Origin of the sequence: Pseudidiomarina aestuarii (genome assembly GCF_003987355.1) — a bacterium.
Taxonomy (GTDB): domain Bacteria; phylum Pseudomonadota; class Gammaproteobacteria; order Enterobacterales; family Alteromonadaceae; genus Pseudidiomarina; species Pseudidiomarina aestuarii.
Map to the genome: position 1 here is coordinate 1,091,953 of NZ_PIPR01000001.1, position 25,428 is coordinate 1,117,380.

Annotated in this window: 28 protein-coding genes and 2 tRNA genes; 3 read left to right on the top strand and 27 right to left on the bottom strand. The window is 50.4% G+C overall.

From position 1 onward, the window contains the following. Positions 1–115 precede the first annotated feature (115 nt). From nadA to aspS, 15 genes are all read right to left on the bottom strand, one after another. Positions 116–1,162, bottom strand: coding sequence for a quinolinate synthase NadA (nadA, locus tag CWE22_RS05040; protein WP_169930264.1), 1,047 nt, complete (start codon positions 1,160–1,162; stop codon positions 116–118). A 213-nt stretch (positions 1,163–1,375) separates the two neighbouring features. Then, positions 1,376–1,451, bottom strand: a tRNA-Lys gene (locus CWE22_RS05045). 114 nt (positions 1,452–1,565) lie between these two features. Further along, positions 1,566–1,641, bottom strand: a tRNA-Lys gene (locus CWE22_RS05050). Between the two features lie 168 nt (positions 1,642–1,809). Continuing rightward, positions 1,810–2,553: a tol-pal system protein YbgF gene (gene ybgF, locus CWE22_RS05055; RefSeq protein WP_169930265.1), complete on the bottom strand. Its 744-nt coding sequence runs from the start codon at positions 2,551–2,553 to the stop codon at positions 1,810–1,812. An 18-nt stretch (positions 2,554–2,571) separates the two neighbouring features. Continuing rightward, positions 2,572–3,108 carry a peptidoglycan-associated lipoprotein Pal gene (gene pal, locus CWE22_RS05060; protein ID WP_169930266.1) on the bottom strand — a complete coding sequence of 179 codons (537 nt, stop codon included), beginning with the start codon at positions 3,106–3,108 and terminating at the stop codon, positions 2,572–2,574. A 63-nt stretch (positions 3,109–3,171) separates the two neighbouring features. Next, on the bottom strand, positions 3,172–4,503 hold the full coding sequence (gene tolB, locus CWE22_RS05065) for a Tol-Pal system beta propeller repeat protein TolB (RefSeq protein ID WP_420821044.1): 1,332 nt from the start codon (positions 4,501–4,503) through the stop codon (positions 3,172–3,174). Between the two features lie 47 nt (positions 4,504–4,550). Next, positions 4,551–5,489, bottom strand: coding sequence for a cell envelope integrity protein TolA (gene tolA / locus CWE22_RS05070; protein WP_244595951.1), 939 nt, complete (start codon positions 5,487–5,489; stop codon positions 4,551–4,553). A gap of 3 nt (positions 5,490–5,492) precedes the next feature. Continuing rightward, positions 5,493–5,927 carry a protein TolR gene (gene tolR / locus CWE22_RS05075; RefSeq protein ID WP_169930268.1) on the bottom strand — a complete coding sequence of 145 codons (435 nt, stop codon included), beginning with the start codon at positions 5,925–5,927 and terminating at the stop codon, positions 5,493–5,495. Then, the gene (gene tolQ / locus CWE22_RS05080; RefSeq protein WP_169930269.1) at positions 5,924–6,622 is read right to left on the bottom strand and encodes a protein TolQ; all 699 of its coding nucleotides are present in this window, start codon (positions 6,620–6,622) and stop codon (positions 5,924–5,926) included. The genes tolR and tolQ overlap by 4 nt, the downstream gene beginning before the upstream one ends. After that, positions 6,612–7,034 carry a tol-pal system-associated acyl-CoA thioesterase gene (gene ybgC, locus CWE22_RS05085; protein ID WP_169930270.1) on the bottom strand — a complete coding sequence of 141 codons (423 nt, stop codon included), beginning with the start codon at positions 7,032–7,034 and terminating at the stop codon, positions 6,612–6,614. The genes tolQ and ybgC overlap by 11 nt, the downstream gene beginning before the upstream one ends. Positions 7,035–7,432: 398 nt before the next feature. Further along, entirely contained in the window at positions 7,433–8,443 is a 1,011-nt protein-coding gene (gene ruvB / locus CWE22_RS05090; protein ID WP_169930271.1) for a Holliday junction branch migration DNA helicase RuvB, read from the bottom strand. A gap of 104 nt (positions 8,444–8,547) precedes the next feature. Then, complete coding sequence (gene ruvA, locus CWE22_RS05095) at positions 8,548–9,171, bottom strand: Holliday junction branch migration protein RuvA (RefSeq protein WP_169930272.1); 624 nt, start codon at positions 9,169–9,171, stop codon at positions 8,548–8,550. Continuing rightward, the gene (gene ruvC / locus CWE22_RS05100) at positions 9,168–9,692 is read right to left on the bottom strand and encodes a crossover junction endodeoxyribonuclease RuvC (protein WP_169930273.1); all 525 of its coding nucleotides are present in this window, start codon (positions 9,690–9,692) and stop codon (positions 9,168–9,170) included. The genes ruvA and ruvC overlap by 4 nt, the downstream gene beginning before the upstream one ends. Further along, positions 9,692–10,438: a YebC/PmpR family DNA-binding transcriptional regulator gene (locus tag CWE22_RS05105; protein ID WP_169930274.1), complete on the bottom strand. Its 747-nt coding sequence runs from the start codon at positions 10,436–10,438 to the stop codon at positions 9,692–9,694. Before CWE22_RS05105 ends, ruvC begins: the two co-directional genes overlap by 1 nt. Before the next feature lie 13 nt (positions 10,439–10,451). Further along, positions 10,452–12,218, bottom strand: a complete 1,767-nt coding sequence (gene aspS / locus CWE22_RS05110) for an aspartate--tRNA ligase (RefSeq protein WP_169930275.1) — start codon at positions 12,216–12,218, stop codon at positions 10,452–10,454. Positions 12,219–12,394: 176 nt separating this feature from the next. On the opposite strand from aspS, the gene cmoA reads away from it, so the two are divergent. From cmoA to CWE22_RS05125, 3 genes are read left to right on the top strand one after another with little or no spacing between them, the layout of a single operon-like run. Continuing rightward, positions 12,395–13,144 (top strand): carboxy-S-adenosyl-L-methionine synthase CmoA, encoded by a 750-nt coding sequence (cmoA, locus tag CWE22_RS05115; RefSeq protein ID WP_169930276.1) that lies wholly within the window; start codon positions 12,395–12,397, stop codon positions 13,142–13,144. After that, on the top strand, positions 13,141–14,115 hold the full coding sequence (cmoB, locus tag CWE22_RS05120; RefSeq protein WP_169930277.1) for a tRNA 5-methoxyuridine(34)/uridine 5-oxyacetic acid(34) synthase CmoB: 975 nt from the start codon (positions 13,141–13,143) through the stop codon (positions 14,113–14,115). Before cmoA ends, cmoB begins: the two co-directional genes overlap by 4 nt. Before the next feature lie 54 nt (positions 14,116–14,169). Then, a complete protein-coding gene (locus CWE22_RS05125) occupies positions 14,170–15,054 on the top strand; it encodes a LysR family transcriptional regulator (RefSeq protein WP_169930278.1) in 885 nt (294 codons plus the stop codon). Here the strand turns inward: CWE22_RS05125 and galU are convergent. The 12 genes from galU to ccmA all read right to left on the bottom strand — a co-directional run bounded on the left by galU (position 15,046) and on the right by ccmA (position 25,414). Further along, positions 15,046–15,930, bottom strand: coding sequence for a UTP--glucose-1-phosphate uridylyltransferase GalU (gene galU, locus CWE22_RS05130; RefSeq protein WP_169930279.1), 885 nt, complete (start codon positions 15,928–15,930; stop codon positions 15,046–15,048). The two genes, CWE22_RS05125 and galU, sit on opposite strands and share 9 nt — an antisense overlap. Before the next feature lie 10 nt (positions 15,931–15,940). Continuing rightward, complete coding sequence (locus CWE22_RS05135) at positions 15,941–17,431, bottom strand: peptide MFS transporter (protein ID WP_169930280.1); 1,491 nt, start codon at positions 17,429–17,431, stop codon at positions 15,941–15,943. A 149-nt stretch (positions 17,432–17,580) separates the two neighbouring features. Next, positions 17,581–18,333, bottom strand: coding sequence for an MlaA family lipoprotein (locus CWE22_RS05140; protein ID WP_211618613.1), 753 nt, complete (start codon positions 18,331–18,333; stop codon positions 17,581–17,583). Positions 18,334–18,349: 16 nt separating this feature from the next. Then, a complete protein-coding gene (gene ccmI / locus CWE22_RS05145; RefSeq protein ID WP_169930281.1) occupies positions 18,350–19,585 on the bottom strand; it encodes a c-type cytochrome biogenesis protein CcmI in 1,236 nt (411 codons plus the stop codon). A 3-nt stretch (positions 19,586–19,588) separates the two neighbouring features. Beyond that, positions 19,589–20,056, bottom strand: a complete 468-nt coding sequence (locus CWE22_RS05150; protein ID WP_169930282.1) for a cytochrome c-type biogenesis protein — start codon at positions 20,054–20,056, stop codon at positions 19,589–19,591. Next, complete coding sequence (locus CWE22_RS05155; RefSeq protein ID WP_211618615.1) at positions 20,053–20,622, bottom strand: DsbE family thiol:disulfide interchange protein; 570 nt, start codon at positions 20,620–20,622, stop codon at positions 20,053–20,055. The genes CWE22_RS05150 and CWE22_RS05155 overlap by 4 nt, the downstream gene beginning before the upstream one ends. Further along, entirely contained in the window at positions 20,619–22,580 is a 1,962-nt protein-coding gene (locus CWE22_RS05160) for a heme lyase CcmF/NrfE family subunit (protein ID WP_169930283.1), read from the bottom strand. The genes CWE22_RS05155 and CWE22_RS05160 overlap by 4 nt, the downstream gene beginning before the upstream one ends. A 2-nt stretch (positions 22,581–22,582) precedes the next feature. Continuing rightward, positions 22,583–23,110: a cytochrome c maturation protein CcmE gene (gene ccmE, locus CWE22_RS05165; RefSeq protein WP_169930284.1), complete on the bottom strand. Its 528-nt coding sequence runs from the start codon at positions 23,108–23,110 to the stop codon at positions 22,583–22,585. After that, positions 23,110–23,316: a heme exporter protein CcmD gene (gene ccmD, locus CWE22_RS05170; RefSeq protein ID WP_169930285.1), complete on the bottom strand. Its 207-nt coding sequence runs from the start codon at positions 23,314–23,316 to the stop codon at positions 23,110–23,112. The genes ccmE and ccmD overlap by 1 nt, the downstream gene beginning before the upstream one ends. After that, positions 23,316–24,065 (bottom strand): heme ABC transporter permease, encoded by a 750-nt coding sequence (locus CWE22_RS05175; protein WP_169930286.1) that lies wholly within the window; start codon positions 24,063–24,065, stop codon positions 23,316–23,318. The genes ccmD and CWE22_RS05175 overlap by 1 nt, the downstream gene beginning before the upstream one ends. A gap of 1 nt (position 24,066) precedes the next feature. Continuing rightward, positions 24,067–24,750, bottom strand: a complete 684-nt coding sequence (gene ccmB / locus CWE22_RS05180) for a heme exporter protein CcmB (protein ID WP_169930287.1) — start codon at positions 24,748–24,750, stop codon at positions 24,067–24,069. Then, entirely contained in the window at positions 24,743–25,414 is a 672-nt protein-coding gene (gene ccmA, locus CWE22_RS05185) for a cytochrome c biogenesis heme-transporting ATPase CcmA (protein ID WP_169930288.1), read from the bottom strand. Before ccmA ends, ccmB begins: the two co-directional genes overlap by 8 nt. Between the last annotated feature and the right edge of the window lie 14 nt (positions 25,415–25,428).

A 25,428-nucleotide genomic window follows, 5' to 3' on the forward strand; every position in this document is an offset into this window, starting at 1 on the left:
TGCAAATATAACCAAAATACTGACAGTGAATGTGAACAGTGAATGGTGGACGGTGAACAGCAAAGCGAAAACGATGCGCTCTTTTTAATCTCTTTTGTTCACGGTTTACAGTTCACTATTTACCAAAGGCCAGCATTCGATCGAGGGGGAGTCGGGCGCGTTCGCCCATCGTTGGATCCACATGAATCTCATGCGCAGCGCCACCACTTTCTAATGCCTCCGCAATAGCTACAAGACCGTTCATTGCCATCCATGGACAATGTGCACAACTTCTACAAGTCGCACCGTTACCAGCGGTAGGTGCCTCAATAAAGTGCTTGTTCGGTGACAGTTGCTGCATCTTATAGAAAATGCCGCGGTCCGTAGCCACAATAAACGTCGAATTGGGTAGGGTTTGACTGGCTTTTAACAACTGTGAGGTTGAACCAACTGCATCGGCCAAATCAACAATAGCGGCGGGTGATTCCGGATGCACCAAAACGGCAGCTTCTGGATAAACACGCTTTAAATCTTCGAGCGCTTTGGTTTTGAACTCATCATGAACAATACAAGCACCCTGCCACATAATCATGTCGGCGCCCGTTTGTTTCGCTATGTAGTTGCCCAAATGTTTATCCGGGCCCCACAAAATCTTCTCGCCCTGCGCATCTAGATGATCGACTAAGTCGAGCGCAATCGAGGACGTCACCACCCAATCCGCTCGAGCTTTTACCGCAGCAGAGGTATTGGCATACACCACCACGGTGCGGTCAGGATGCTGATCGCAAAACGCTGAAAACTCATCAATCGGACAGCCTAAATCAAGCGAACAAGTCGCTTCCAACGTTGGCATCAACACGCGTTTGTTTGGCGTCAATATCTTCGCGGTCTCTCCCATAAACTTCACCCCAGCGACAATCAGCGTTTCCGCTTCATGATTAGCGCCAAAGCGAGCCATTTCGAGGGAGTCAGCCACGCAACCACCGGTCTCTTCGGCCAGTGCTTGGATTTCTGGATCAGTATAGTAATGCGCCACCAGAACGGCGTTCTTGGCTTTCAGCAAATCACGGATTCTAGCCTTGTACTCTTCCTTTTGCTCAGCAGTCAATGGCTTAGGCTTTGGCGGAAAAGCATAATCAAGAGAATCAATCACACGGGCGTGGATTTCAGCGGTACTGGTCATGGCGATACTACGGTCTGGTTCACGTCTGGGTAGTATACCAAAGGCCCGAACGCTGCGCTATGAGCTATTAGCTATTAGCTACTGGCTACTGGCTACTGGCTACTGGCTACTGGCTACTGGCTACTGGCTACTGGCTACTGGCTACTGGCAATGATGAGTTTGGTTTTTCTAGTAACCAATAACAAGTAGCTACTAACGTTTTTAAAAGGAGAGTGGTGGGTCGTGCAGGATTCGAACCTGCGACCAATTGATTAAAAGTCAACTGCTCTACCAACTGAGCTAACGACCCACTGGGATAAAACTTTTTGATTGGGGCGAATGGTCATGACAAACATTGCTCTGTCATTTCACTATTCACTAGTCGCTTTTCACTATTAACTGTTTACTATTAACAGTGTTTGATTGGTGGGTCGTGCAGGATTCGAACCTGCGACCAATTGATTAAAAGTCAACTGCTCTACCAACTGAGCTAACGACCCAACCTGTACCGCTACCTTGCTTTGATTTCATACCGTTTGGCATGAACAAGGTTGCATTGCAACGGCGGCATAGTTTACTGAAAATGCTGCTCGTTGCAACTGCAAATTACCTAAATCGGGTCTGTTTGCTCAATTTACGAACGTTCGCCCGAAAATAACACAGGATGTTTACAACTCAGCTAGGCGCTTGCGTGCCAATCCTGCTTCGGTGCTGTTCGCATATTCATTGATGACTTGCTGGTAATAATTGCGAGCTGACTGATTTTGTCCTTGCTCTTGAGCAATAATGCCCAGCTTCAAGACGCAATCGCCACGTTTGTTACTATCGGGAAATGACTCCACCACAGTCGCAAACTCTTTCTTCGCCTCATCATATTTACCATCAGCAAATAAAAGTTGGCCCAGCCAATAATGCGCGTTGGCCGCGTAGGTCGAACTCGGGAAACGCTGCAGGAAGCTACGAAATGCCGGAATGGCTGCATCGTAACGTTTGTCCTCAAGCACTAATCGAATGGCCTGGTCGTAGGCATCGTTTTCACTCAAATCGGCAGAGTAATTCGATACCGCCGAGTCACCAGCCATCGGATCTAAAGTAGTGACGGAGGTACTCGTAGCCGGAGCAGGAGCCGCTAAACGACGGTCAATCTCCTGATAAATTTCACGCTGACGCTGCAAAACTTGTTCCAGTTGATACGCGTGTTCTTCAGTTCTACCGCGCAATTCAGCGACTTCATTTTGTAACGTTGACATCTGGTCGAGTAAGGCCATTTGCGCCTTATTTCGTGCGTCCATGACGCGTTCCAGCTGCGCTAAACGTTCCTCAATTGAGCCACTGCCTAGCTTCTGAACCGGCGCTTGCGCGAACGCAGCGCCGGATGCCAGAAGTGCCAGTGCGATGAGAGTCTTTTGCATTGGCTCTACCAAGTCCTATTAATAAACCAAAACGCCGCGACGGTTCTTCGCGTAAGCGTCTGGATTAGACGCACGAATCATTGGCTTTTCTTCGCCAAACGATACTGTGCTGATCTGATTTGAGCTCACACCCAAGTTTTGCAAGTACTGAGCTACCGCCTTAGCACGACGTTCGCCCAACGCAATGTTGTACTCAGGTGTTCCACGCTCGTCGCAATGCCCTTCGATAGTCACGCTAACAGCTGGGTTATTCACCAAGTAATCGGCATGGGCTTGTAGCAATTCAGCGTACTGAGAAGTGATGCGTGAATCATCAAATTCGAAGAAGACCATATTCTCCATGCGCAATTCAGCCATCCGCTCTTCACGGATTTCTTCAGGCGTCTTTTGACGCTGAGCAGCATTCACTTCAACACCAGAACCGCTTTGCTGTTGCGATTGTTGGTTGGTTTGCTGATTCGCCGCTTCATCGGCACCTTGATTTGAGCTACAAGCCGCCAAAGTCAGCATTGGGAATGCGATCAAAAGCGTTTTTAACAGTTTGTTTGCGTTCATGTCCGCGGTCCTTAATTTTCTAGAAATGTCTGGGTATTCTGTGTTTTTTATAACATTCAGTTACTAGCGTAAATACGGTGACCAACTCGGCGACTTCACTTCACCCTCGCGAGCTGGTAAACGTGCCTTAAACCGTCCATCCACCGAAACCAGAGCTAATACTTGCTGGTTGTTGTGCGTGGTGCTGTAAATCACCATGCTGCCGTTTGGTGCCAAGCTCGGAGACTCATCCAATGCGGTTTGCGTCAATACTTGCAAAGCACCACTCGGGTAATCTTGTTTCGCAATATGATAATTGCCTTGGGTACGATTCACCATGACGAACTGTTTTCCATCTGGTGTAAATACGCCACCCAAATTCTGTTCGCCTTCAAACGTAAGACGACGAACCTGTCCTGACTCTAAATTTACGCTATATAGTTGCGGTCTGCCACCCCTTTCTGACGTAAAAATCAGCGCTTTACCGTCGGGTGACCAACTGGGTTCGGTATCAATACTGTAGTGATTCGTGATTCGCTTGAGCGCTTTGGTCGCCACATTCATGGTGTAGATTTCAGGATTGCCGTCTTTCGACAACACCATACCTAATGAGCGTCCGTCTGGTGACCACACTGGACTGCTATTTATACCCGGGAAATCGGTCATCGCTTCACGGCGTGTCGTGTAAATATCCTGGACAAAAATTTGCGGCTTACCGCTTTCGAAACTGACATAAGCCAATTTGTTGCCATCTGGCGACCAAGCGGGTGACATCAAGGGCTCAGGGCTGCGCAGTAGTACTTTTTCGTTGTAACCGTCGTAATCGGCAACCACTAATTCATAGGGCTTGTCTTGGTTGTAATTCACCGTGACATAAGCAATGCGCGTCATAAACGCACCGCGTTGTCCGGTCAAGGTCTCATAAAATACATCCGAGATTCGATGGGAATACTGACGAAATTGATTGCCACTAATGACGCTACTGCGCGCGTCTAGAATATGGTCTTCGGCGGTGACCAACTGACCGTTACGTAGCACCTGGGTGCCACTAGTAATTTGTCCACGCAGAATATCGACAATTTCAAAAGAAACGGTGTAACGATCTACGGCGTAAGGTTCAATGGTACCAATCAAAATGGCTTCCACACCCAAGCTTGCCCAACGTGAATAATCAATTTCGCTCGCCGTCGATGGTCGCTGCGGCATCGCATTCACCGGTATCGGATTGAATTTACCGCTGCGCATTAAATCTGCAGCGACGACATCGGTCAGCCCCTCCGGTGCGGGTCCAGTGCCCTTCCAACGAAACGGCACCACCGCGATCGGACGCGCGCTATCGATGCCCTCAGTGATCACGATCTCGAGCGCTGCTTTGGCTGGATTTTGCAATACCATCAAGGTGATTGCTGCGGTCATCAAGGTCACGAATAGTTTTTTCATTGGCCCTACATCTTTTCGTTAAGTTACAGACTTGGTGCGACCGTTAATCGGATCGTACTCATCTCTTTAAACACTTCTGGATCTTGCGATACTGGCAGTGTACCTGCTTTTAGTACTGCATTGCGAGCCGACTGACACACTCGCGCATCACCACTTCCAGTATCCACTGAAATCACGAAACCACTACTGGCTAAGCGAATCGTCAATTCGCAGTTCTTTCCACGCATCGATTCATCGACAATCCAATTGCGTTGAATGGTTTGCGTAATCAAACCGGTATAGCGTTCGATCTCACTCTGCATCTGTTGCTGCCGCGCCGTTCGACGTTCCTGCGCTTCACGCGCTAAACGTTCTTGTAATTGGCGCTCACGCTCCGCTTTTTCGCGTGCTTCTTGTTCGCGTTTCCGCCGTTCCGCCTCTTCACGCTTCCGACGTTCTTCAGCCTCTTTCGCGGCTTGTTCTTCGCGCTTGCGGCGCTCTGCTGCTGCTTGAGCCGCTGCTTCAGCTTCTTTGCGTTCGCGTTCAATACGGTCTTTTTCTGCCTCAGCTTGGCGACGCTCTTCCGCCAGCTTTTGACGCTCGCGTTCCTGTTGCTGTGCGAGTTCTCGCTGCCGCTGTTGCTCCTGTTCGCGGCGTCTTTCGGCCTCGGCAGCTCGACGCTCGAGTTCTTTAATACGGTTCTCTTCAGCCACCCGCTGCTGTCGCTCCCGCTCACGAATGGCTTCCACTTGCTGCGTTACCTGTGACTGGTCGACAGCTACAGCCTCCACGATTTCCTCAGCTTCTTCCATGTCATCTGTTGGCGGCTCTAAGCCAGACAATTGCACTTCAATCGGTTTAATCGGGCTTGGGCTTATAATCATGCCCAACGCTAGTACCGCGACAATACCGCCATGCAAGAGCAGCGACCACACCAACGGCATGGTTAAGTCTTTTGGCCACCAAGGTTGCTTCTTTGCCACAACTTACCCCTGCTCTCCGCTACCATCGGTCATGAGTCCCACCGTCGGTACACCGGCCTTTTGCAATAACACCATCAATTGAATCACTTGGTTGTATGACACCGCACCATCGCCTTTCACCACAATTTGGCGCTCAGGATCAATTTGCAATTCAGCGGCAACTCGAACTGCGAGGTCTTGCGCTGATAACGCTGCATTGGGATCTTCATACGAACTCAAATAGTAACGCCCATCACGATCCACTGAAGCCACAATCGGTGGCTTCGTATTCGGGTCCATGGGCTCGGCGGTTGCTTTCGGCAAATCCACCGAAACACCCTGCGTAATCAGCGGCGCCGTGACCATAAAAATAATCAATAGCACCAACATCACGTCGATGTAGGGAACCACGTTAATTTCTGACACCGGCTTACGACGGCGTCGAATGACCGTCATCATGCACTGGTACCTGCTTTTGCTGGAGCGCTCGTCTGCCGCTGTAAAATAGCGAGCAGCTCATCCATAAAATTCAAATATTGGTTATCGACTTTTTCGACCCGATGAGAGAACCGGTTGTATGCAATGACCGCCGGAATTGCCGCAAATAGACCCATTGCCGTTGCAATCAAGGCCTCCGCAATACCGGGTGCCACCATAGCTAAAGTCGCCTGTTGCACTGCGCCTAGACCAATAAAGGCATTCATAATGCCCCAAACCGTACCGAACAAACCCACATAAGGGCTGATAGAACCGATAGTGGCGAGCAAACTTAAATTTGACTCGAGCTTGTCGAGTTCACGTGAATGAACCACTCGCATCGCGCGATAGGCAGCATCAAGAATTTGTTGTTGCGGCAAATTCGCATTCGAACGCAGCCGGGCAAACTCTTTGAAACCAGCATGAAATAATTTTTCCATGCCAGAGGCATTTTGTGCGCGAGCACCAACCTCTTGATACAGCCGTCCTAAATCGACGCCTGACCAAAACCGATCCTCAAACGCGAGCGCATTTTGGCTCGCCTGCTGAATCACTTTACGACGCTGGAAAATCATCATCCAGCCACCTACCGAGAACGCTAACAACATTAACATCACCAGTTGCACAACCAGACTGGCTTCGAGAATTAACGCGGTAATGGAAAGTTCAGCTTGCACGCTTGAGTCCCTCTAAAATTTCTTGCGGCATCGGAATCGCTTTGACCCCGCCGTTATGTTTTAAATTCACGCAAGCAGCTTTGATGTCTGCTTGGCATAATACGGTTCCATCGATCGCCAACACTTGCTGACTGAAAACAACCGAAGCGCGTTTGAGTTGTTCGACCACAACGGTCACGCGCAGTTCATCGTTGAAACGCGCTGGCAGAAATAAATTTAACTGTACCGAGCGAACCACAAAGCCAATGCCATTATCTAACCAAGTGTCTTGCTCAATACCTAGTGAGCGTAACCATTCGGTCCGCGCTCGCTCAAGGAATTTGAGATAATTGGCATAGTATACGATGCCACCAGCATCTGTATCTTCGTAATAGACGCGAATCGGCCAAATAAATGCAGCTTGTTTATCCATAAAATTTTATCTTATTGGTTTTTTAGCTAGTAATTTTTTTAAGCCTAAAAATAGACCACAATCAGTAAAGCTATTGTAATTATTGTTTATTTTTGGTCTTACCAATTTCATTTAGTTTAATTAATAACCAAGTGTTAAAACGTGACATTAGTTTTTCTAATAGATAGCGCAATTTTTCTCGGTTGAAGACTGGTCTGTCCTGCCTATAATACGCAGCATATCAGTTACGAAGAGACCGGTTGTCACTTCTCCTGTTATTGTTCCCTGGATTTAACTTCCTTGTTGTTCTGTATTTTGCCCGCTCCCTGAGCGGGCTTTTTTTTGCCTGCTAGCTACTAGCTAATGGCTATTCGAAAACACAGATCCACGCTCTTCTAGTAACTAATATCCAATAGCTATTAACGCTCTTCGCTTTTGGTGAGGCCGAAGTGGCGATACGCATGCGGCGTCGCAATCCTGCCCCGCGGTGTTCGTTGCAAAAAACCCTGCTGAATCAAATACGGCTCCAGTACATCTTCTATCGTATCTTTTTCCTCACCAATCGCGGCTGCCAGGTTATCTAAGCCCACTGGACCACCCATGAATTTTTCCATAATGGCCAGTAATAACTTGCGGTCCATATAATCAAAACCAGCTTCATCTACATCCACCATTTTCAGTGCTGCATGTGCAACCGGCTGATCAATGACACCGTTGTTTTTCACTTCCGCAAAGTCACGGACGCGGCGTAACAAGCGATTCGCAATTCGCGGTGTCCCGCGTGAGCGGCGCGCAATTTCCAGAGCGCCATCTGCACTCAAATTCAAATTCAAGTAGCGCGCAGACCGCTCGATGATAATGGTCAGTTCCTCAACGCTGTAAAACTCAAGACGTTGCACAATACCAAAACGATCACGCAGTGGTGACGTTAATGCGCCAGCCCTGGTCGTTGCTCCAATCAAGGTGAACGGCGGCAGATCCAATTTGATTGATCGAGCTGCAGGCCCCTCGCCAATCATGATATCGAGCTGATAGTCTTCCATTGCTGGGTAGAGAATCTCTTCGACCACCGGACTCAAACGATGAATCTCATCAATAAAAAGTACGTCATGTGACTCCAAGTTCGTCAACAATGCCGCAAGATCGCCTGCTTTTTCTAGCACCGGCCCCGACGTTTGCCGAATATTTACGTCCAGCTCATTCGCCACAATATTCGCCAACGTCGTTTTTCCGAGCCCAGGCGGTCCAAAAATCAACACATGGTCGAGCGCTTCCGAACGTTGCCGAGCAGCTTGGATAAAGATCTCCATCTGCTCCACAACATGCTTCTGACCGGTGTAGTCCCCTAAACGCTTCGGACGAATAGCGCGATCGACAGCCTCATCCTCGGGCTGCTTCTGGGGTTGGTTAATCCGGTCCGGTTCAATCATGTAAGGTCCTGTAACTGAGGTGAAAAGTGAACAGTGAACCGATCTGATGTTTTGCTATTCATCGTTCACTATTCCCTATTCACTGTTAACTATTCACTTTGTGTTTACGTCATCGACCGCAGTGCTGCTCGGATCAGCTCTTCACTCGGTGCCGACTCATTGCCTTTGTACGCTGCATTTACCGCTTTTTCAGCTTGAGCTGGCTTATAGCCCAGGCCAAGCAGTGCGCTTAACGCATCTTCGCGTGTACTGCTCGCCTGGATAGTCGGGTTGTCACCGCCGAAGTCAATTGGTGCTGCGTCGGTTGCAGGTGTATCTGTACCCCATTTCGACAACCGATCACGCATTTCAACCACCAATCGTTCTGCGGTTTTGCGGCCGACTCCCGGCAGCTTTACTAAGCTCGTCACGTCATCATGCGTCACCGCACGCACAAACTGGGTTGCGGTCATACCAGACATAATCGTTAACGCCAACTTCGGCCCAACCCCTTGCGCTTTAATGAGTTGCCGAAATAAGGTGCGTTCAGCAAAGGTGTTAAAACCATAGAGCAACTGCGCATCTTCACGGACCACAAAATGAGTAATCACGGTCACCGTTTCACCCACGTCCGGCACTTCATAAAAACAGGTCATGGGCATTTGCACTTCGTAGCCAATTCCGTTCACATCTATCAATAATTCTGGCGGTTGTTTTGCTACCAAAGTGCCACGTAATTGTCCTATCACCGCCGTCCCCTCGCTTGATGGATTAAATTATTGCGCATATGTGCATGACACAGAGCCACAGCTAACGCATCAGCGGCATCGGCCTGTGGTTTATGCGTCAGCTTCAACAACGCCATCACCATGTGCTGTACTTGTGTTTTATCGGCTGCACCTGTGCCGACAACAGCTTGCTTTACCAAGCGCGCGGCATATTCAGCAACCGGTAAGTCAGCCACAGCTGCGGCAACAATAGCGGCGCCACGTGCCTGTCCTAACTTCAACGCAGAATCTGGATTGCGTGCCATAAACACTTGTTCAATCGCAAATTCGTCCGGTTGAAACTGCGCAATCAACTCACTGATGCCATCATGAATGACCTTCAGTTTTTGAGCAAGGTCTAAACTGCCCGGCGCATCGGCTTTTGCGCCTGAGTGCACACGGATACAACCGGATGCCAAATAGGTTAATTGCTTACTCTCTTGACGAATAATGCCATAGCCGGTGAGACGCGAACCTGGGTCAATGCCCAGAATAATGGTCATTAGTGCAGTCGCTCGAGTATCGCGTCGGCAATATCGGCGTTGTGATAAACTTCTTGCACATCGTCAATATCATCCAAGGCATCAATGAGTTGCATAAACTGCTGTGCATCGGCTTCGCCAATTTCGCTGCGACTCGTGGGCATCAGGCCGCATTCATCATGAACCGGTTGTAACCCCGCATCGAGCAATACCTTGCGCACCCGCTCATAGTCCTCTGGCGTGGTGAATACATCCCAAGTACCATCTGAATTTTCCACCACATCCTCCGCCTCGGCTGCCAATGCCGCAGCAAGCAGCTCTTCTTCATCTTGTGTGGCCGCGAAACTCAATACCCCGCGTTTCTCGAACAAGTAACTCACCGAACCGTCAGTACCTAAGTTGCCACCATGACGGCTAAAGGCAAAGCGTAATTCGGAAACGGTGCGATTGCGGTTATCCGTCATTGTTTCGATAAGAATCGCAACACCACCCGGGCCGTACCCCTCGTAGGTCAACTCTTCCACGTTATCACCATCCAACTGGCCACTGCCACGCTGAACTGCGGTATCGATGGTATCTTTTTTCATGTTCTGCGCGAGTGCTTTATCAATAGCGGTGCGCAAACGCGGGTTGATTGCGGGATCAGCGCCGCCGCTGCGAGCAGCGACGACGATTTCTCGAATGAGACGGGTAAAGATTTTGCCGCGCTTAGCGTCCTGCGCAGCTTTGCGATGGCGAATATTCGCCCATTTGGAATGACCTGCCATGCAGTCGCTCCTGTTACTCAGTTTCCTTCAAGCTAACAGCGATACTCAATTCTTGCAAAGCATCTGCATTGGCGAGCCCTGGCGCATCGGTTAAGACACAAGCTGCTGTGGTGGTTTTCGGGAACGCAATTACATCGCGAATTGAGCTTGCGCCAACCATCAACATCACTAAACGGTCCAAACCAAAAGCTAAACCTGCGTGTGGTGGCGTACCATACTTCAAGGCTTCAAGTAAGAAGCCGAATTTTTCTTGTGCCTCAGCTTTGCTGATACCGAGAATTTCGAATACAGCTTGCTGCATTTCGCTGTCATGAATACGTACCGAACCACCGCCGACTTCAACACCATTCAGGACCATATCATAAGCATTCGATAGCGCAGTTGTTGGATTCGCTTTCAATTCTTCAGCAGTAGTATTGACCGGTGAGGTAAACGGGTGGTGAATCGCATATAACTGGCCGTCATGTTCTTCAAACATCGGAAAGTCAATGACCCACAATGGCTTCCATTCGTCGCTTACCAGGCCGCAGTCCTGCCCTAACTTCAGGCGTAAAGCGCCCATAGCTTCAGCCACGACCGTTGCAGAATCAGCGCCAAAGAAAATAATGTCGCCTGTGTTGGCGTCAGTGCGTTCAAGAATACCCTCTAATGCCGCATCAGGGATGAATTTTAGCACCGGTGATTGCACACCATCGCGACCCGCAGCACGGTCGTTGATCTTCATCCAAGCCAAGCCTTTGGCCCCGTAGATACCCACAAACTGCGTGTACTCATCAATATTTTTGCGTGAAATGGACTCTGCTTGACCCGGTACCTTCAGCGCCGCGACGCGTCCTTTCGGGTCATTAGCTGGACCGCTGAATACTTTGAACTCAACGTCTGTCAGTAAATCGGCAACGTCGACCAATTCAAGTGGATTCCGCAGATCGGGCTTATCACTACCGAACCGACGCATAGCCTCATGCCATGTCATTTGTGGGAAAGCACCCAGGTCTACCTCAAGCATTTCACGGAACAAGTTTTGTACCATGCGCTCAGTGACTTCCATCACTTGCTCAGCCGACATGAACGACGTTTCAATATCGATCTGAGTAAATTCGGGTTGGCGATCCGCACGTAAATCTTCGTCGCGGAAGCACTTCACAATTTGATAGTAACGGTCAAAGCCCGACATCATCAGCAACTGTTTGAACAACTGAGGCGATTGCGGCAGTGCAAAGAACTTACCTTTGTGAGTCCGACTCGGAACCAGATAATCGCGCGCACCTTCCGGTGTTGCCCGCGTCAGCATAGGCGTTTCAATGTCAAGGAAACCTGCGCTATCCATAAAGCGGCGCACTGCAGCCGTCACGCGAGCGCGGAACTGTAAGTTGTGGTTCATATTTGGGCGACGGAGGTCCAAATACCGGAAGCGTAACCGCTGCTCTTCACTCACATGCTGGTTAAAATCGATTGGCAGTGGCGCTGAACGATTCAAAATCGTGAGCTCGGTCGCCATCACTTCCACGGCACCCGTTGCCATAGTGGCATTCACTTGGCTGTCTGGTCGAGCTCGAACCACACCCGTTAATTGAATACAGAACTCTTGGCGGAGCGAATTTGCGGTGTCAAACAAAGCAGCCTGATCTGGATCAAAAACAACTTGCACCAGACCGGTGCGGTCGCGCATGTCGATGAATATCAACCCACCTAAATCACGACGTTTGTTAACCCAACCACACAAGGTGATGGTTTCATTGACCAGACTCGTCTCGAGCTGTCCACAATAATGGCTACGCATGGGCGGTTCCCTACCACAGATGAGAATTCTACAAAGCGCAACATTATAACGGACTGCACGCAATTGTCATTAGCTACGCGGCACTTGTCTACAATCATTGGGTTACTGAATCGACGCCGGATTATGCTAAACTTCGCGCAATCCATCGACTGAATACGCGAGAGTATACGCGCACCATGACACCGAAACGCGATGCTATTTTTTCCGAACCGCTGACAGCGGTCGCCGACTTTGTCTTTGACGCCAACGTAGTCGAAGTCTTTCCCGATATGATCAACCGTTCGGTACCTGGCTATCCAAGTATCCTGCATGGTATCGGGCAACTGACCAAACGCTACGCACAACCGCAGTCACGACTGTATGACCTTGGTTGTTCATTGGGCGCTGCAACACTCGCCATGCGCAACGTCGTTGCCACTGTCAACGATATCGAAATTATTGGCGTCGACAATTCCCCTGCCATGGTCAAACGGTGCCAATTGCATGTGCAAGGTTACAAAAGCCAAGTGCCAGTCACGATTCGCTGTGAAGACGTGCAAACAACTGAATTAAGCAATGCTTCGGTGATTGTCATGAATTTCACCTTACAGTTCGTGCCACCTGAACAACGCGATGCTCTAATTCAGCGCATTTACAGCGCGCTAAAGCCAGGCGGCATTCTGCTCTTGGCCGAGAAATTTCACAGCTCAGACACCGCTATGGACGCTACTCTGATCGATTTACATCATGAATTTAAGCGCGCCAATGGCTACAGCGAGTTAGAAATCAGTCAAAAGCGGGCTGCCATCGAGAATGTGATGCGTATTGATACGCTCGAACGCCACCATGAGCGCCTTCAGCAAGCTGGCTTCGCGCATCACCAAGTGTGGTTTCAATGCTACAACTTTGCCGCCATGCTGGCAGTGAAAGCCGGTACTGAACAATGAATCTTGATCATTTCCAAGCCGACCTCGCAGCAGTCGCCCAATCTCCGCTGCATCCCTGGCTGACGCGGTTACCTGCGCAACTTGAGCAGTGGTCACGCGAACAGCAACATGGTGAACTCAAAGGGTGGCTTTCCGCCGTTAAAGCATTACCGCAGTTGCCTGCGGATGAAGTAGCCTTAACCGACACCGTTAGGGTGAACGCAGCCGATGTCAGCTCGAGTGCTCAGCAGCAAATTCAAGGCTTACTGCAGCAATTAATGCCATGGCGCAAAGGACCGTTTCATTTTCATGGAGTGGATATTGATACGGAGTGGCGCTCAGACTACAAATGGCAGCGGGTCGCCCCACACATAGGTCCATTGTCAGGCCATGTACTCGATGTGGGCTGCGGCAGCGGTTATCACCTGTGGCGAATGCTTGAAGCCGGAGCTGAGCATGTTTGGGGCATCGACCCCGGGCAACTATTCATGGCGCAGTTTCTCGCTACCCGTCATTTTATGCCACCGGAGTTACAAGCTCGCGCGCATTACTTCCCATTGGGAGTCGATGACTTAGGTCCGTTGCACAGCTTTGATACGGTTTTCAGTATGGGGGTGTTGTATCACCGTCGCTCCCCAATTGATTTTCTCACGCAGCTGCATGATTGCTTGAAAGTGGGCGGTCGGCTGGTCCTCGAAACTTTGGTGGTCGATGGCGACCAACAGCAAGTGCTCGTACCTGGCAGAACCTACGCGAAGATGCGCAATGTTTGGTTTATCCCCAGCACTGCGGCGTTACTGCACTGGTTAGAACGATGCCGCTTTAAATCCGCGCGAGTGGTTGATGAATCGCTTACCACCGTTGACGAGCAACGTGCTACACCATGGATGCAGGGGCAATCACTGGCAGATTTTCTCGACCCGAATGACCCAACCAAAACGATTGAAGGCTATCCAGCACCCCGTCGTGCGGTCATTATTTGTGAAACATGATTTGTGAAACATGAGTTGTGAAACATGAGTTGTGAAAAATAAAAGGAAGCATTGATGGCATATCGTCCCAAAACAACATTAGAACAATGGCGTGCTTTCCAAGCCGTCATTGATGAGGGAGGCTATGCCCATGCAGCGGCGACACTCAATAAAAGTCAGTCGTCGTTGAACCATGCGGTGGCGAAATTACAACAGCAACTCGGGGTCGAATTGCTGCGAGTCGTCGGTCGCAAAGCTGAACTGACTCCACATGGTGAAGTCATGTTGCGGCGCTCACGCCAACTCACCGTGTATGCTCAGGAACTGGAGCAACTAGCCGACAACCTTAAGCAGGGCTGGGAGCCGCATGTTAACCTGGCCTTGGAGATGGCATTTGATCGCCAGCAGTTGCTCCCTGTGCTGCAAGAGTTTCAGTTGCATAGTCGCGGCAGCCGATTATCTATTGTCGACACGGTGCTCACCGGCTCTATTGAACATATTCGTGAACAAACGGCTGATATTGTTGTGACGCACCAACTCCCCAAAGGCTATATCGGTGAGCCCATACAAGGCTATGTGTTGGAGTTATGGGTTGCAAATACGCATCCGCTGGCACAACTCGAGCAGCCACTCAATCCAGAGGTCTTAAGTCAGTTCTTACAGATCGTCATTCGTGATACCGCACGGGAACCGATTGAACAAGAAGGTTGGCTCAAAGCTGAGCAGCGCTGGACCGTCGACCACTTTGCAGAGGCATTGCAGCTGGTCGAGGCTGGTATTGGCTTTTGCTGGTTACCCCCATTTGTGACGCGCGAGCGAACAGGATTGACGCAACTGACTCTTGAGGGCAGTCGGCGTCGGCAAGGCAGCCTCTATTTAGTGCTCCCCAAAAACGAGAAAACCGGACCTTGCGCCCGGTTACTCTATCAACTGATGCTGACAACACTCGCGTTAAACTAAATCATGTAGCCAACGTTTTAGGTCTGCACCAATACCGCCATGCCGCAAGGCATGTTCAATAAAGGCTTTGGTATAACCTAGTTTGTTGCCACAGTCATGACTACGCCCTTTCATATAATAGGCAGACATGGGTTGTTGCTTCAATAACATCGCCATCGCATCCGTCAATTGAATCTCATTACCGGCACCAACTGGTGTCTTTTCCAATAATGACCACAACTGGGCTGGAAACACATAACGCCCGACCACAGCTAAGTCTGATGGCGCCGACTCTACAGGTGGCTTCTCAACCAGCTGTTGAATGCCAGCTGTTTGGCCCGCTTGCAACTGCACGCCGCCAATGTCAGCAATACCGTATTGATTGACCATATGTTTAGGTACTTGCTCGACCATGACTTGCGCAGCATTGGTGGAGTTAAAATTCGTCACCATCTCCGCTAAATTATCGCGGGTTAAGTCACAGCTCGCCGAGTCCACTAACACGTCTGGCAATACAACCGCGAAAGGTTCATCACCAACCAAAGGACGAGCGCATAACACAGCATGCCCCAATCCTTTCGCCACACCTTGGCGAACCGGCATAATGGTCACGCCGCGAGGACGAAGACTTTGAATTTCGTCCAACAAAGCTTGCTTGTTGCGTTCTGCTAACGTTGCTTCCAGTTCGTAGTAAGTATCGAAATGGTTTTCGATAGCTCCCTTACTCGAATGCGTCACCAGAATAATATCGGTCAAGCCTGCCGCCGCGCATTCCTCAATGATGTATTGAATCAATGGGCGATCCACCAACGGTAGCATTTCTTTCGCTATCGCTTTTGTGGCTGGCAGCATGCGGGTCCCAAGACCCGCTACCGGTATGACAACTTTCTTAACCATACAAAGTCCTTTATTTTTTCGCGTCGCCAATTCCTTCGTGCTCAGCGACCGCTTCCATTTCTTGCTCTAGACCTTCAGCTGTGGTGGTTGGCTCCATGCGCTCAGCGCCATGCATCCAACGCACTAACATGCCTGAAATCATCCACAATACCAAGCCAAACGCGACCAAGCCAACCGCAATACCACCGAACACGACCAGCAAGCCAGAATACTCTGGATTCAGGCCAATGCTAGCCGCTAACTCTTGTGAGAAAGTCAGTTGATCAGCGGTTTCAGAGAATGCGCCAATCTCACCCGCAATTTTACTTGCAATAGCTGGCATCAGGAACCAAATACCCATGACCAACGATGCTAGGCGCAGTGGGGCTAGCTTAGTCATCAACGACAAACCAACCGGGGAGATACATAACTCACCCAAGGTATGGAATAAGTACGCCAGTACCAGCCACATCATATTGGCTTTGCCCGTGGTTTGAATTTCAAATAGACCCAAAATCAGGAATACGAAACCTAGCGCGGTGAGCAACAAACCAACGAACACTTTAATGGGTGCATCTGGGCTCTTGTCGCGCTTGTTCAAGTACACCCATAGGAAAGAGAAAATGGGCGCAAACAATAAGATAAAGAGTGGGTTTAATGACTGGAAATAACCAGCTGGAATAATGCTATCACCCCAACTACGGTCGGTGTAACGATCAGCGTAGATGTTCATCAAACCACCCGCTTGCTCAAACGCTAACCAGAATACAGTGACGAAAACGAACAAAAATAGGATAACGCGCAAACGGTCAAATTCAATTTTGGTCAGGGGTTGCTTCTTGCCGCCACTGTTCGCGATGTCTTGCTTCGCACCCGGGATTTTACCCACATCACCCAAATAACGCTGGAAGAAGAATACTTGGGTCAACACCGCTAACGTCATACCGACGCCGGCAGCGAAATAGCCCCAACGCCAACCGAAGTCAGGGCTCTCACCCAGCGTTGAGGTAATAAATGGCGCAATAAAGGCACCTAAGTTAATACCCATGTAGAAGATTGAGAAGGCACTATCTCGACGCGCATCACCGCGCGGATACAGATCACCGACAATGGTGGAGATGTTCGGCTTGAACATACCGTTACCGGCAATCAATAAGCCCAAACCGACGTAAAATAGGTCAATACTGTGCGGCGTTGCCATAAAGAGCACAAACTGACCGGCCGCCATCAAAATACCACCGAGTAAAATCGAGAGCCGTTGGCCCAAGAAGTTATCGGCCAACCAACCACCAATAATCGGTGTGAAATAAACCAATCCGGTATAGGTGGCATACAACGACAGTGCGTCTGCGTCGCTCATACCAAAACCAGGGTTCAAGCCCTCAGTGGCTGCAACCAAAGTGAGTACTAACAAAGCCCGCATACCATAGTAGGAGAATCGCTCCCACATTTCAGAGGTAAACAGAATATAAAGGCCTTTCGGATGACCCCAGAGTGTTGAATTGGATGGCGCTTGGCTCATACAACTTCCTCGTTGTGTAATTGATTTATTATTATCGAGCGGTTGTTTCACAACCGAATCGTTTTCGAGATGACGGGCTTTTATAACGCAAGAACCTTGCTAGGTGCAAGGTTCTCGCGCTAATTCACGGGATATTAAGGTCAAGGACGCTAGAATTGATCGTAAAAGTCGTCGCCTAGGTCCTCTTCATAATCTGGAACGGGTTCTGGAGGTGGGTTGCCGTCGTAGACTTTGTTACGCCAGTTTTGGAAGTAAGCCTCACGTAAGAAGCTATACGAATCGAGCGAGTTTTCCATTAACCGGTCTTGCTCCATGAGTCGCAACCGTGTGTCGAGCGCTTTCACGATCCACCGCCCAGCGCTGACGGGTCCGCTCAAATTGTCGAGTGGGAAATATAAGCCATCGACGACATCACCACCGCGATCAACTGGGACTGTCGGCCCAACCAAAGGTAGCATCAAGTAAGGCCCGGAGCCGACGCCCCAAGTTGCTAACACCTCACCGAAACCTTCTTGGCGTTGCGTCAATCCCATGGGTGTTGCCACGTCGAATAGACCTGCCAATCCAATTGTACTGTTGATGGTGAACCGCCATAAGGTCACGCCTGCATCACTAACCTTGCCCTGCAGCAAATTGTTGACGAAAGACGCAGGCTCTTCAAGGTTATCCACCACGTTGCGCAAACCTTGGCGACCTGGCTCAGGGATTTTCCCATACGCAAGTGCGGCGGGCTTTAAAACAGCTTTATCCAGCGCATCATTAAATTTCCATACACTGCGGTTGGTTTCTTCAAAGGGGTCGCGCGGATCGGCATAAGGATCATCAGGCGCGGTTGCGCAGCCACCGAGTACTAGGGCGGCACCAAGCACCAACCAACGTCCTAATTGTTTTACATCACGCACAATCGACTCCTTTTGTTTAATTCGTTTTCGCCGCGGCTGGGACCCGTTGGTCAATCACCAACTCCACAGCTTGCCCCGGCTTAGCCTCTATCAAAACCGCTGTCGCGTTTAAGTCGCCGGGTTGCGCGTCTATTTGTTCATCACTTGAGATACGCGCCATCACCTGCCATTGGTTCAATGTCGACAACCGAATGTCCGGTAACATCGCATTCGCATCCGACAAAGTCACCCGCACTGGCCACTGCTCGAGAGACTGCCTGACCACTGCAGCGGGCATGGGTGGACCATTCGGATCACGCACATAAACAAAGATTGTTGCGTTATTGGGAATTTGGTCGCGCAACGCATCGGTAATAGTGACCGTAACCGATAATTCTAAACTTGCCGCAGCTTGACGCTGCTCTGCATCGGCAATCGCTTGCTGCACCGCTTGTGCCTGCTCACTATCTGCCGAGAGCTGTCGCGCCAACAAACGCCAAGCACTCGCCGCTTCCGCCCAATCTTGCTGCTGAAATGCGACAAAACCGAGTAAGGACAATCCTTCGGTGTTGGTCGGGTCTTGCGCTAATAGGCGAGCAAGTAAGCGAGCTGCTCGGCCTAAATATTCATCATCGCCCGTCTGCAACAATAACTGCGCATAGTTTAACAAAGTCGCCGCTCGGTCCGGGTTCAATTGGTAGGATTTTTCGTAAGCATTTATTGCTTCTTCGGTTTGTTGCATGGCCGTCATCACGCGCCCATAAACTAACCAAGCGACCGGATCATCGGGGGCTACCGCTAGTTTTTGACGCAAGCCGAGCGCGAACGTTTGTAGCTCTTCGGGGGTCGTTTGCGCAGCCGAGTCGCCGAGTACTTTACGACCGAGTTCAGGCAGTGCTTCAATGGCTTGGTCAGCTTGCTGTTGCTGCTGCCAGCCACCAAAAAAGGCATATAAAACCACACTCAATATCAGGACTAGCGCGGCTGGAAACCAAATGGATCGTCCCACTTGAATATCTTCCACCTGTTCAAGTTCGCTATTCTCCGATACAAAACGACGGTCCAAATCGACCAGCGCTTGTCGAGCGGCGTTCTCGGTCAATAATCCATCGGTTTGCTCGTTGGCTATTTCCTGTTGCCGCTGCTCATAAAGTTCACGATTGACCTGCAAGCGAGTACGTTGTTCTTCATGTTGCCGACGTCCCGACAACAACAACCAAGCCGCACCCACCAAGCCAGTGCCAACAGCCGCTATCCACAAATAATAACTCATGTATTAATCCTGTTTGCGCAAGGCGTCTAACCGCGCTTGCTCCTCAGCGGTTAACTGCTCATCATCAACCTGTGTTTGCCGACGGCGCACGCTCACCACAATCACCAAAGCGCCAATAACGACCACTGCTGATGGTAAGACCCACAACACCAAAGTGCTGGTTTGCACGGGGGGCTGGTAATACGCAAAATCGCCATAACGGGTCACCATATACTCGATGACGTCACGCTTGGAGGCACCCGCTTGCACCATGGCATAGGTACGATCCCGAAGGTCCTTCGCGAGCGGCGCATCCGAATCAGCTATGGATTGATTCTGGCACTTCGGGCACCGCAGCTCATCGATGAGTTCGCGAAATAAAGCTTCTTTTGCTGGATCGTCAAATTGATAGGTTTCCAGATTTGCCGCTGCTATTGAGAACGACAACAATACGGCGCTGATCAACGCACACCGACGGAGTACGCGCGTCATGATGCACCTCCAGATTGCGCTTCCACGAGAGCCCGATAACGTTGACCGAGCTCACCGGCCCAGACGCGCTCATTGACGTCACCGACATGGCGGTAATGCACTACGCCATCGGCATCAATCAGGAAAGTCTCTGGAGCACCATAAACCCCAAAGTCGAGCGCAACACTGCCCATTTCATCGAACAAATTGAGTTGGTATGGGTCACCCAAGGTATTGAGCCAATTCACGGCTTTAGCACGCGAGTCATCTTTATAATTGAGCCCGATAATGGCAACGCCCTTTGCCGCGAGCTGATTCAGGTACTCGTGTTCAGCGCGGCAGGTTGGACACCAAGTTGCCCAAACATTCAGCAGGACAACCTGACCGGTTAAAACGCTTTGGTCATGCAAAGTCTCGGGTTGATAAATATCAGGTAGCACAAACTCGGGCACCGGCTTGCCAACCAACGCTGAACTAAGTTCCGTTGGATCTGAGAACAAACCGCGCAGTAAAAAGCCCACTAGCACGATAAATATCACCAGGGGGATCGCTAGAATCGCGATACGCATCGCCCGTCCTTCTGTCATACCGACGCCTCCACTGCTACTCTGCGACTGGCACGGTAACGCTTATCACTCATAGCTAATGCGCCACCCAACGCCATCAAAATGGCACCGAGCCAGATCCAACGCACCATTGGCTTCACATAAATGCGCACGGCCCAAGCATCACTATTGTCGAGGGGTTCACCCAAGGCAACATAGAGGTCGCGGGTAAATCCTGCGTCTAAGCCAACTTCCGTCATACTGGTTCGTTGTACGGTGTAAAAGCGCTTCTCGGTAATCAACTCAGAGACAATGCGGTTGTCCCGACGCACTATGAATTCGGCGTGATCGGCGATGTAATTCGGACCTTGCACTTGGCTCAGCTCGCGAAACTCAAAGTTATAACCTTGCACTGTAACTGAATCACCGGGCGCTAAACGCACATCGCGCTCAACTTCGTATTGACTCACTGCAGCAATACCAATCAAGGTCACAGCAAAACCGAGATGCCCGAGTACCATGCCCCAATGACTACGACCGAGGCGCGTCAAACTCGCTAGCCCCTGCCCCCGTTGTTGAATCCGCTGCTTCAATTCGGTGACGAGGCACAACACAATCCAAAAGGCTAATAACAAGCCCAAGACCGCCATGCCTTGCACCGTGTCGGCCAAAATAGACGGCAATAAGAATGCCAAACCAACCGCTAACACCAGCGCCAATACCAATTCGTTGCGCAGCGGCGCGAGTTGCTGACGACGCCAACGAAACAACGGCCCCAGCCCCATAAAGAAGACAAATGGAACAATCAGATAGGTAAACATCTGATTAAAGAACGGAACGCCGATGGAGATTGAACCCAAACCCAGTTCTTTGTGCACCAGCGGTAACAAGGTTCCGACCAGCACCACCACAGTCGCGGCAATCAGCAAAATATTGTTCGACAGCAGTAACACTTCACGTGAAGCGACATCATACTTGGTCTGTGAATTCACTGAGCTCGCGCGCAACGCATATAACAATAGCGAGCCGCCAATCACGATGACTAATAATGCCAAAATGAAGAGTCCGCGTGCGGGGTCGGTCGCAAAAGCATGCACCGAAACAATAACACCTGAGCGCACCAAAAAGGTGCCCAGCAAACTGAGACTAAACGCGGAAATCGCAAGTAGTACAGTCCACGCTTTAAAGGTGCCTCGCTTCTCAGTAACCGCCAACGAATGCATCAACGCCGTGCCGACTAGCCAAGGCATAAAGCTTGCATTCTCAACCGGATCCCAGAACCACCAGCCACCCCAGCCTAGTTCGTAGTATGCCCACCAACTGCCAATAGCAATGCCGAGCGTCAAAAACGCCCATGCTGCAGTTGCCCAAGGTCGCGACCAGCGAGCCCAGGCAGCATCCAACTTACCCGTTAACAAAGCTGCTATGGCAAAGGCGAAAGCTACCGAAAACCCGACGTACCCCATATACAATAGAGGCGGATGTATAATCATACCCGGATCTTGCAACAGTGGATTCAAGTCCCGACCATCAACAGGAATAAGTGGCAGCGTGCGTTCAAACGGATTAGAGACCGAAATCATGAACGAGTAGAAACCTACGCTAATCAATCCCAGAATCGCTAGAACTCGAGCCATCATGCTCACCGGCATGCGTTTGGAGAATATCGCAACGGCGGCTATCCAACCCGCTTGCATCAGCATCCACAGTAGGAATGAACCCTCATGCGAACCCCAGACTGCGGTAATTCGGTAAGCTAAGGGTAATTGTGAATTGGAGTTGGCTGCGACGTAATAAATACTGAAATCATTCACGACAAACGCCCAAGTCAGCGCAATATAAGCCAGTAGCGTAAAGATAAACTGGCCATAGGCTAACGGGCGTGCCAACAACATCGCGCCACTGTGGCCTTTGTAGGCGCCCCAGAGCGGATAAATACCTAGTATCAATGAAAAGGCTAGCGCTACGGCTAGCGTCATTTGTCCAAATTCAGCTAGCATGCTTAATACCCGCCTTCGCTATCATTCGCGCTATCTTGCTCGGCCTCGCTCGAACGAGGAAATGCCTCTGCCGAGTTTGGATCCACGTGCTTGATACCTTTCATTGCTTCGGCAATCTCGGGCGGTAAATATTCTTCATCGTGCTTGGCGAGTACTTCGGTGGCTTGTAGAACGGTTGGCTCGATTAGCACCCCTTGTGCCACAATACCTTGTCCCTCGCGGAATAAATCTGGCAGGATACCCGTATAATTCACCGTCACTTCAGGTCCAATGTCGGTTACTCGGAAGCTCACCTCGAGCGTTTCGGGATCCCGTCGTACCGAACCTTCAACCACCATGCCACCTAACCGTAACCGCTGACCGACTTCGGGTTTACGCAAGTCTTTGCCTTTACCCTCAACCAGCTCACTTGGTGTATAGAACAAATCGATATTTTCATTGAGCGCCGTCAAAATCAGTCCCGCTGACAAAGCAACACCGGTAATCAAGACCAACACCCAAACTAATCGTTTCTTTCGACGTGGTATCATCAGCGACTGCGCTCCTGCTTTTGACGGCGTGCCAAGCGCTCTTGGCGACGCATGTGATCAGCACAGGCTTTTTCAAGGTGCCGGCGCGCAACGACGCTGCGTAACACCAATAAGCCAAGGCCGAGAAAAGTGCCTCCGAAGGCAAGCCAGACAAAGAAGCCATAGCCGCCCATCACAATAAATTCTTGGAACGAAGAAAAGGCCATCAGTTCAATTTCTCCTGTCCGATTAACTCCTGTTGAACCCACGGCCGATGCAATTCTTGGCGCAATATTTCATGCCGCAAACGCCAGCAAATCATTGCCGCTGTGAACAACGCAAATCCTAACAAGCAAATCAGTAGTGGAATGAGCATGCTGGTTGCCATCGATGGCTTCTCAAATTTGGTGATGGTCGCGCCTTGATGCAAAGTATTCCACCAGTACACCGAGTAATGAATAATGGGTACGTTCACAACACCCACGAGCGCCAAAATACCAGCCGCTTTAGCGCCGGTGCGCTTATCATCAAACGCATAATAAAGCGCCAAAACGCCCAAATATAGAAACAGTAAAATAAGTTGCGACGTTAAGCGCGCATCCCATTCCCACCAGGTGCCCCACATCGGTTTGCCCCATACGGCACCGGTAAACAACGAGACTGCTGTGAGCACCGCGCCCACTGGCGCGATGGCGGCAATCGCCCACTCTGCCGTACGTATTTGCCACACCAGAGCTATCAGTGCAGTGATGGCCATGCCCGTATAGGCACCCATCGAGAAAATGGCGGCAGGAACATGAATATAAATGATGCGATAGCTGTCGCCCTGTTGATAGTCTGGCGGTGCAAAGGCAAGTCCCCAGACAATGCCCACCAACAAACTCAGCGCGGCACTTATGGCCAACCAAGGTAGCCAATGCCCGAGTAACCGATAGGTCGCTTCGCCTTTTGCGTAGGGGTGTAACCATCGCCACATATTAATTCACACTCACTCGAATCGCAGCCGCTACAGCCAGCGGTGCTAAAGTTAGGGTTAATACCATCAAACCAGCCAATAATAACACTTGTCCCAGTATCGGAGCACCCACTAATGCACCTTCTACGGCTGCGCTCGCAAAGATAATTAGTGGAATAAATAGTGGCAACAGCAACAGACTCAACAGCGCGCCACCCCGACCTAAACTTACGGTCAGCGCTGCTCCTATAGCAGTTAAAGCACTTAAGATGGGGGTTCCTAACAACAAGGTCAGCATTAGGGTTGCCCAGCCGTCCATAGGTAACTTTAATAATAACGCGCAAACCGGCGTTAAGATCACTAGTGGCAGGCCACTCAGTAACCAATGAATGATAATTTTTGCCAGCGCCGTTACCGCCAATGGCGTCGGCAACAGCACCAACTGCTCCAAGGTACCGTCGAGGTAGTCATCACGGAATAAACGCTCAGAGCCGAGTAAAGATGATAGCAACGCCACGACCCAAATCACGCCTGCGGCAATACGACCTAACACATCAGGCCCGGGACCAACCGCCAAGGGGAATAGGGTCACTACCATTAAGACGAACAATAATGGATTGAGAATATCGCTGCGGCGGCGCATCGCCACCCGCCAATCGCGAGCAATGATCGTTGAAATGACTTGCCAGGTGGTCACATTATTCATGTCCACCACCCAACGTTAGCGTCTGTAACTGCTGAGGTTGCCAGGTCAGTGGTTGATGCGAGGTGAGTACCAAAGCACCGCCGTTTGCGCAGTGTTCAGCAAAACGTTCTTGCAACAAGTTAATACCTGCTTGATCCAGCGCAGTGAATGGTTCATCCAGAATCCACAGTCGAGCACGACTATACCAAAGCCGTGTTAATGCAATGCGGCGTTGTTGACCTGCCGATAATTGTTGTGCAGGGATATCTTCCAAACCGAGCAAACCAACAGTCTCGAGTAGTTGCCAAGGATCGTCGATCTGAGCACCGTCGAGTTGCGCTTGTAACTGCAGATTATCCAGCGCGGTTAATGCTTGTTTAACGGCTGGTTTATGACCGATGAATAATGTTTGGCGTTGCCAAGTTTCATTGTCATCCGTGGCAAATCGAGAGACTGTGCCAGAGCTCGGCGCGTATAGCCCCGCCAACATTCGCAAGAGCGTCGATTTACCGGAGCCGTTGGGACCAGCCACATAGAGCACTGAACTGGCGGGAATACTGAGCTCGAGATCACGAAATAGCAGTCGATTCGCACGAGTCGAGCTCAGATGCTGCGCGTGCAGCAAAATTTCGGTCCCTTGTTGTTGGGCAACCGGATGAGATGTGACACTGTCAAGACTGGTCATTCAATCGCTAGGCT

Bases quoted from the DNA above. Each gene is read 5' to 3' on its own strand.
- nadA (WP_169930264.1), bottom strand. From the start codon at position 1,162: ATGACCAGTACCGCTGAAATCCACGCCCGTGTGATTGATTCTCTTGAT.
- ybgF (WP_169930265.1), bottom strand. From the start codon at position 2,553: ATGCAAAAGACTCTCATCGCACTGGCACTTCTGGCATCCGGCGCTGCG.
- pal (WP_169930266.1), bottom strand. From the start codon at position 3,108: ATGAACGCAAACAAACTGTTAAAAACGCTTTTGATCGCATTCCCAATG.
- tolB (WP_420821044.1), bottom strand. From the start codon at position 4,503: ATGACCGCAGCAATCACCTTGATGGTATTGCAAAATCCAGCCAAAGCA.
- tolR (WP_169930268.1), bottom strand. From the start codon at position 5,927: ATGATGACGGTCATTCGACGCCGTCGTAAGCCGGTGTCAGAAATTAAC.
- ybgC (WP_169930270.1), bottom strand. From the start codon at position 7,034: ATGGATAAACAAGCTGCATTTATTTGGCCGATTCGCGTCTATTACGAA.
- ruvB (WP_169930271.1), bottom strand. From the start codon at position 8,443: ATGATTGAACCGGACCGGATTAACCAACCCCAGAAGCAGCCCGAGGAT.
- ruvC (WP_169930273.1), bottom strand. From the start codon at position 9,692: ATGACCATTATTCTGGGCATTGACCCAGGTTCGCGTCTCACCGGCTAT.
- CWE22_RS05105 (WP_169930274.1), bottom strand. From the start codon at position 10,438: ATGGCAGGTCATTCCAAATGGGCGAATATTCGCCATCGCAAAGCTGCG.
- aspS (WP_169930275.1), bottom strand. From the start codon at position 12,218: ATGCGTAGCCATTATTGTGGACAGCTCGAGACGAGTCTGGTCAATGAA.
- cmoA (WP_169930276.1), top strand. From the start codon at position 12,395: ATGACACCGAAACGCGATGCTATTTTTTCCGAACCGCTGACAGCGGTC.
- cmoB (WP_169930277.1), top strand. From the start codon at position 13,141: ATGAATCTTGATCATTTCCAAGCCGACCTCGCAGCAGTCGCCCAATCT.
- CWE22_RS05125 (WP_169930278.1), top strand. From the start codon at position 14,170: ATGGCATATCGTCCCAAAACAACATTAGAACAATGGCGTGCTTTCCAA.
- galU (WP_169930279.1), bottom strand. From the start codon at position 15,930: ATGGTTAAGAAAGTTGTCATACCGGTAGCGGGTCTTGGGACCCGCATG.
- CWE22_RS05135 (WP_169930280.1), bottom strand. From the start codon at position 17,431: ATGAGCCAAGCGCCATCCAATTCAACACTCTGGGGTCATCCGAAAGGC.
- ccmI (WP_169930281.1), bottom strand. From the start codon at position 19,585: ATGAGTTATTATTTGTGGATAGCGGCTGTTGGCACTGGCTTGGTGGGT.
- CWE22_RS05150 (WP_169930282.1), bottom strand. From the start codon at position 20,056: ATGACGCGCGTACTCCGTCGGTGTGCGTTGATCAGCGCCGTATTGTTG.
- CWE22_RS05155 (WP_211618615.1), bottom strand. From the start codon at position 20,622: ATGACAGAAGGACGGGCGATGCGTATCGCGATTCTAGCGATCCCCCTG.
- CWE22_RS05160 (WP_169930283.1), bottom strand. From the start codon at position 22,580: ATGCTAGCTGAATTTGGACAAATGACGCTAGCCGTAGCGCTAGCCTTT.
- ccmE (WP_169930284.1), bottom strand. From the start codon at position 23,110: ATGATACCACGTCGAAAGAAACGATTAGTTTGGGTGTTGGTCTTGATT.
- ccmD (WP_169930285.1), bottom strand. From the start codon at position 23,316: ATGGCCTTTTCTTCGTTCCAAGAATTTATTGTGATGGGCGGCTATGGC.
- CWE22_RS05175 (WP_169930286.1), bottom strand. From the start codon at position 24,065: ATGTGGCGATGGTTACACCCCTACGCAAAAGGCGAAGCGACCTATCGG.
- ccmB (WP_169930287.1), bottom strand. From the start codon at position 24,750: ATGAATAATGTGACCACCTGGCAAGTCATTTCAACGATCATTGCTCGC.
- ccmA (WP_169930288.1), bottom strand. From the start codon at position 25,414: ATGACCAGTCTTGACAGTGTCACATCTCATCCGGTTGCCCAACAACAA.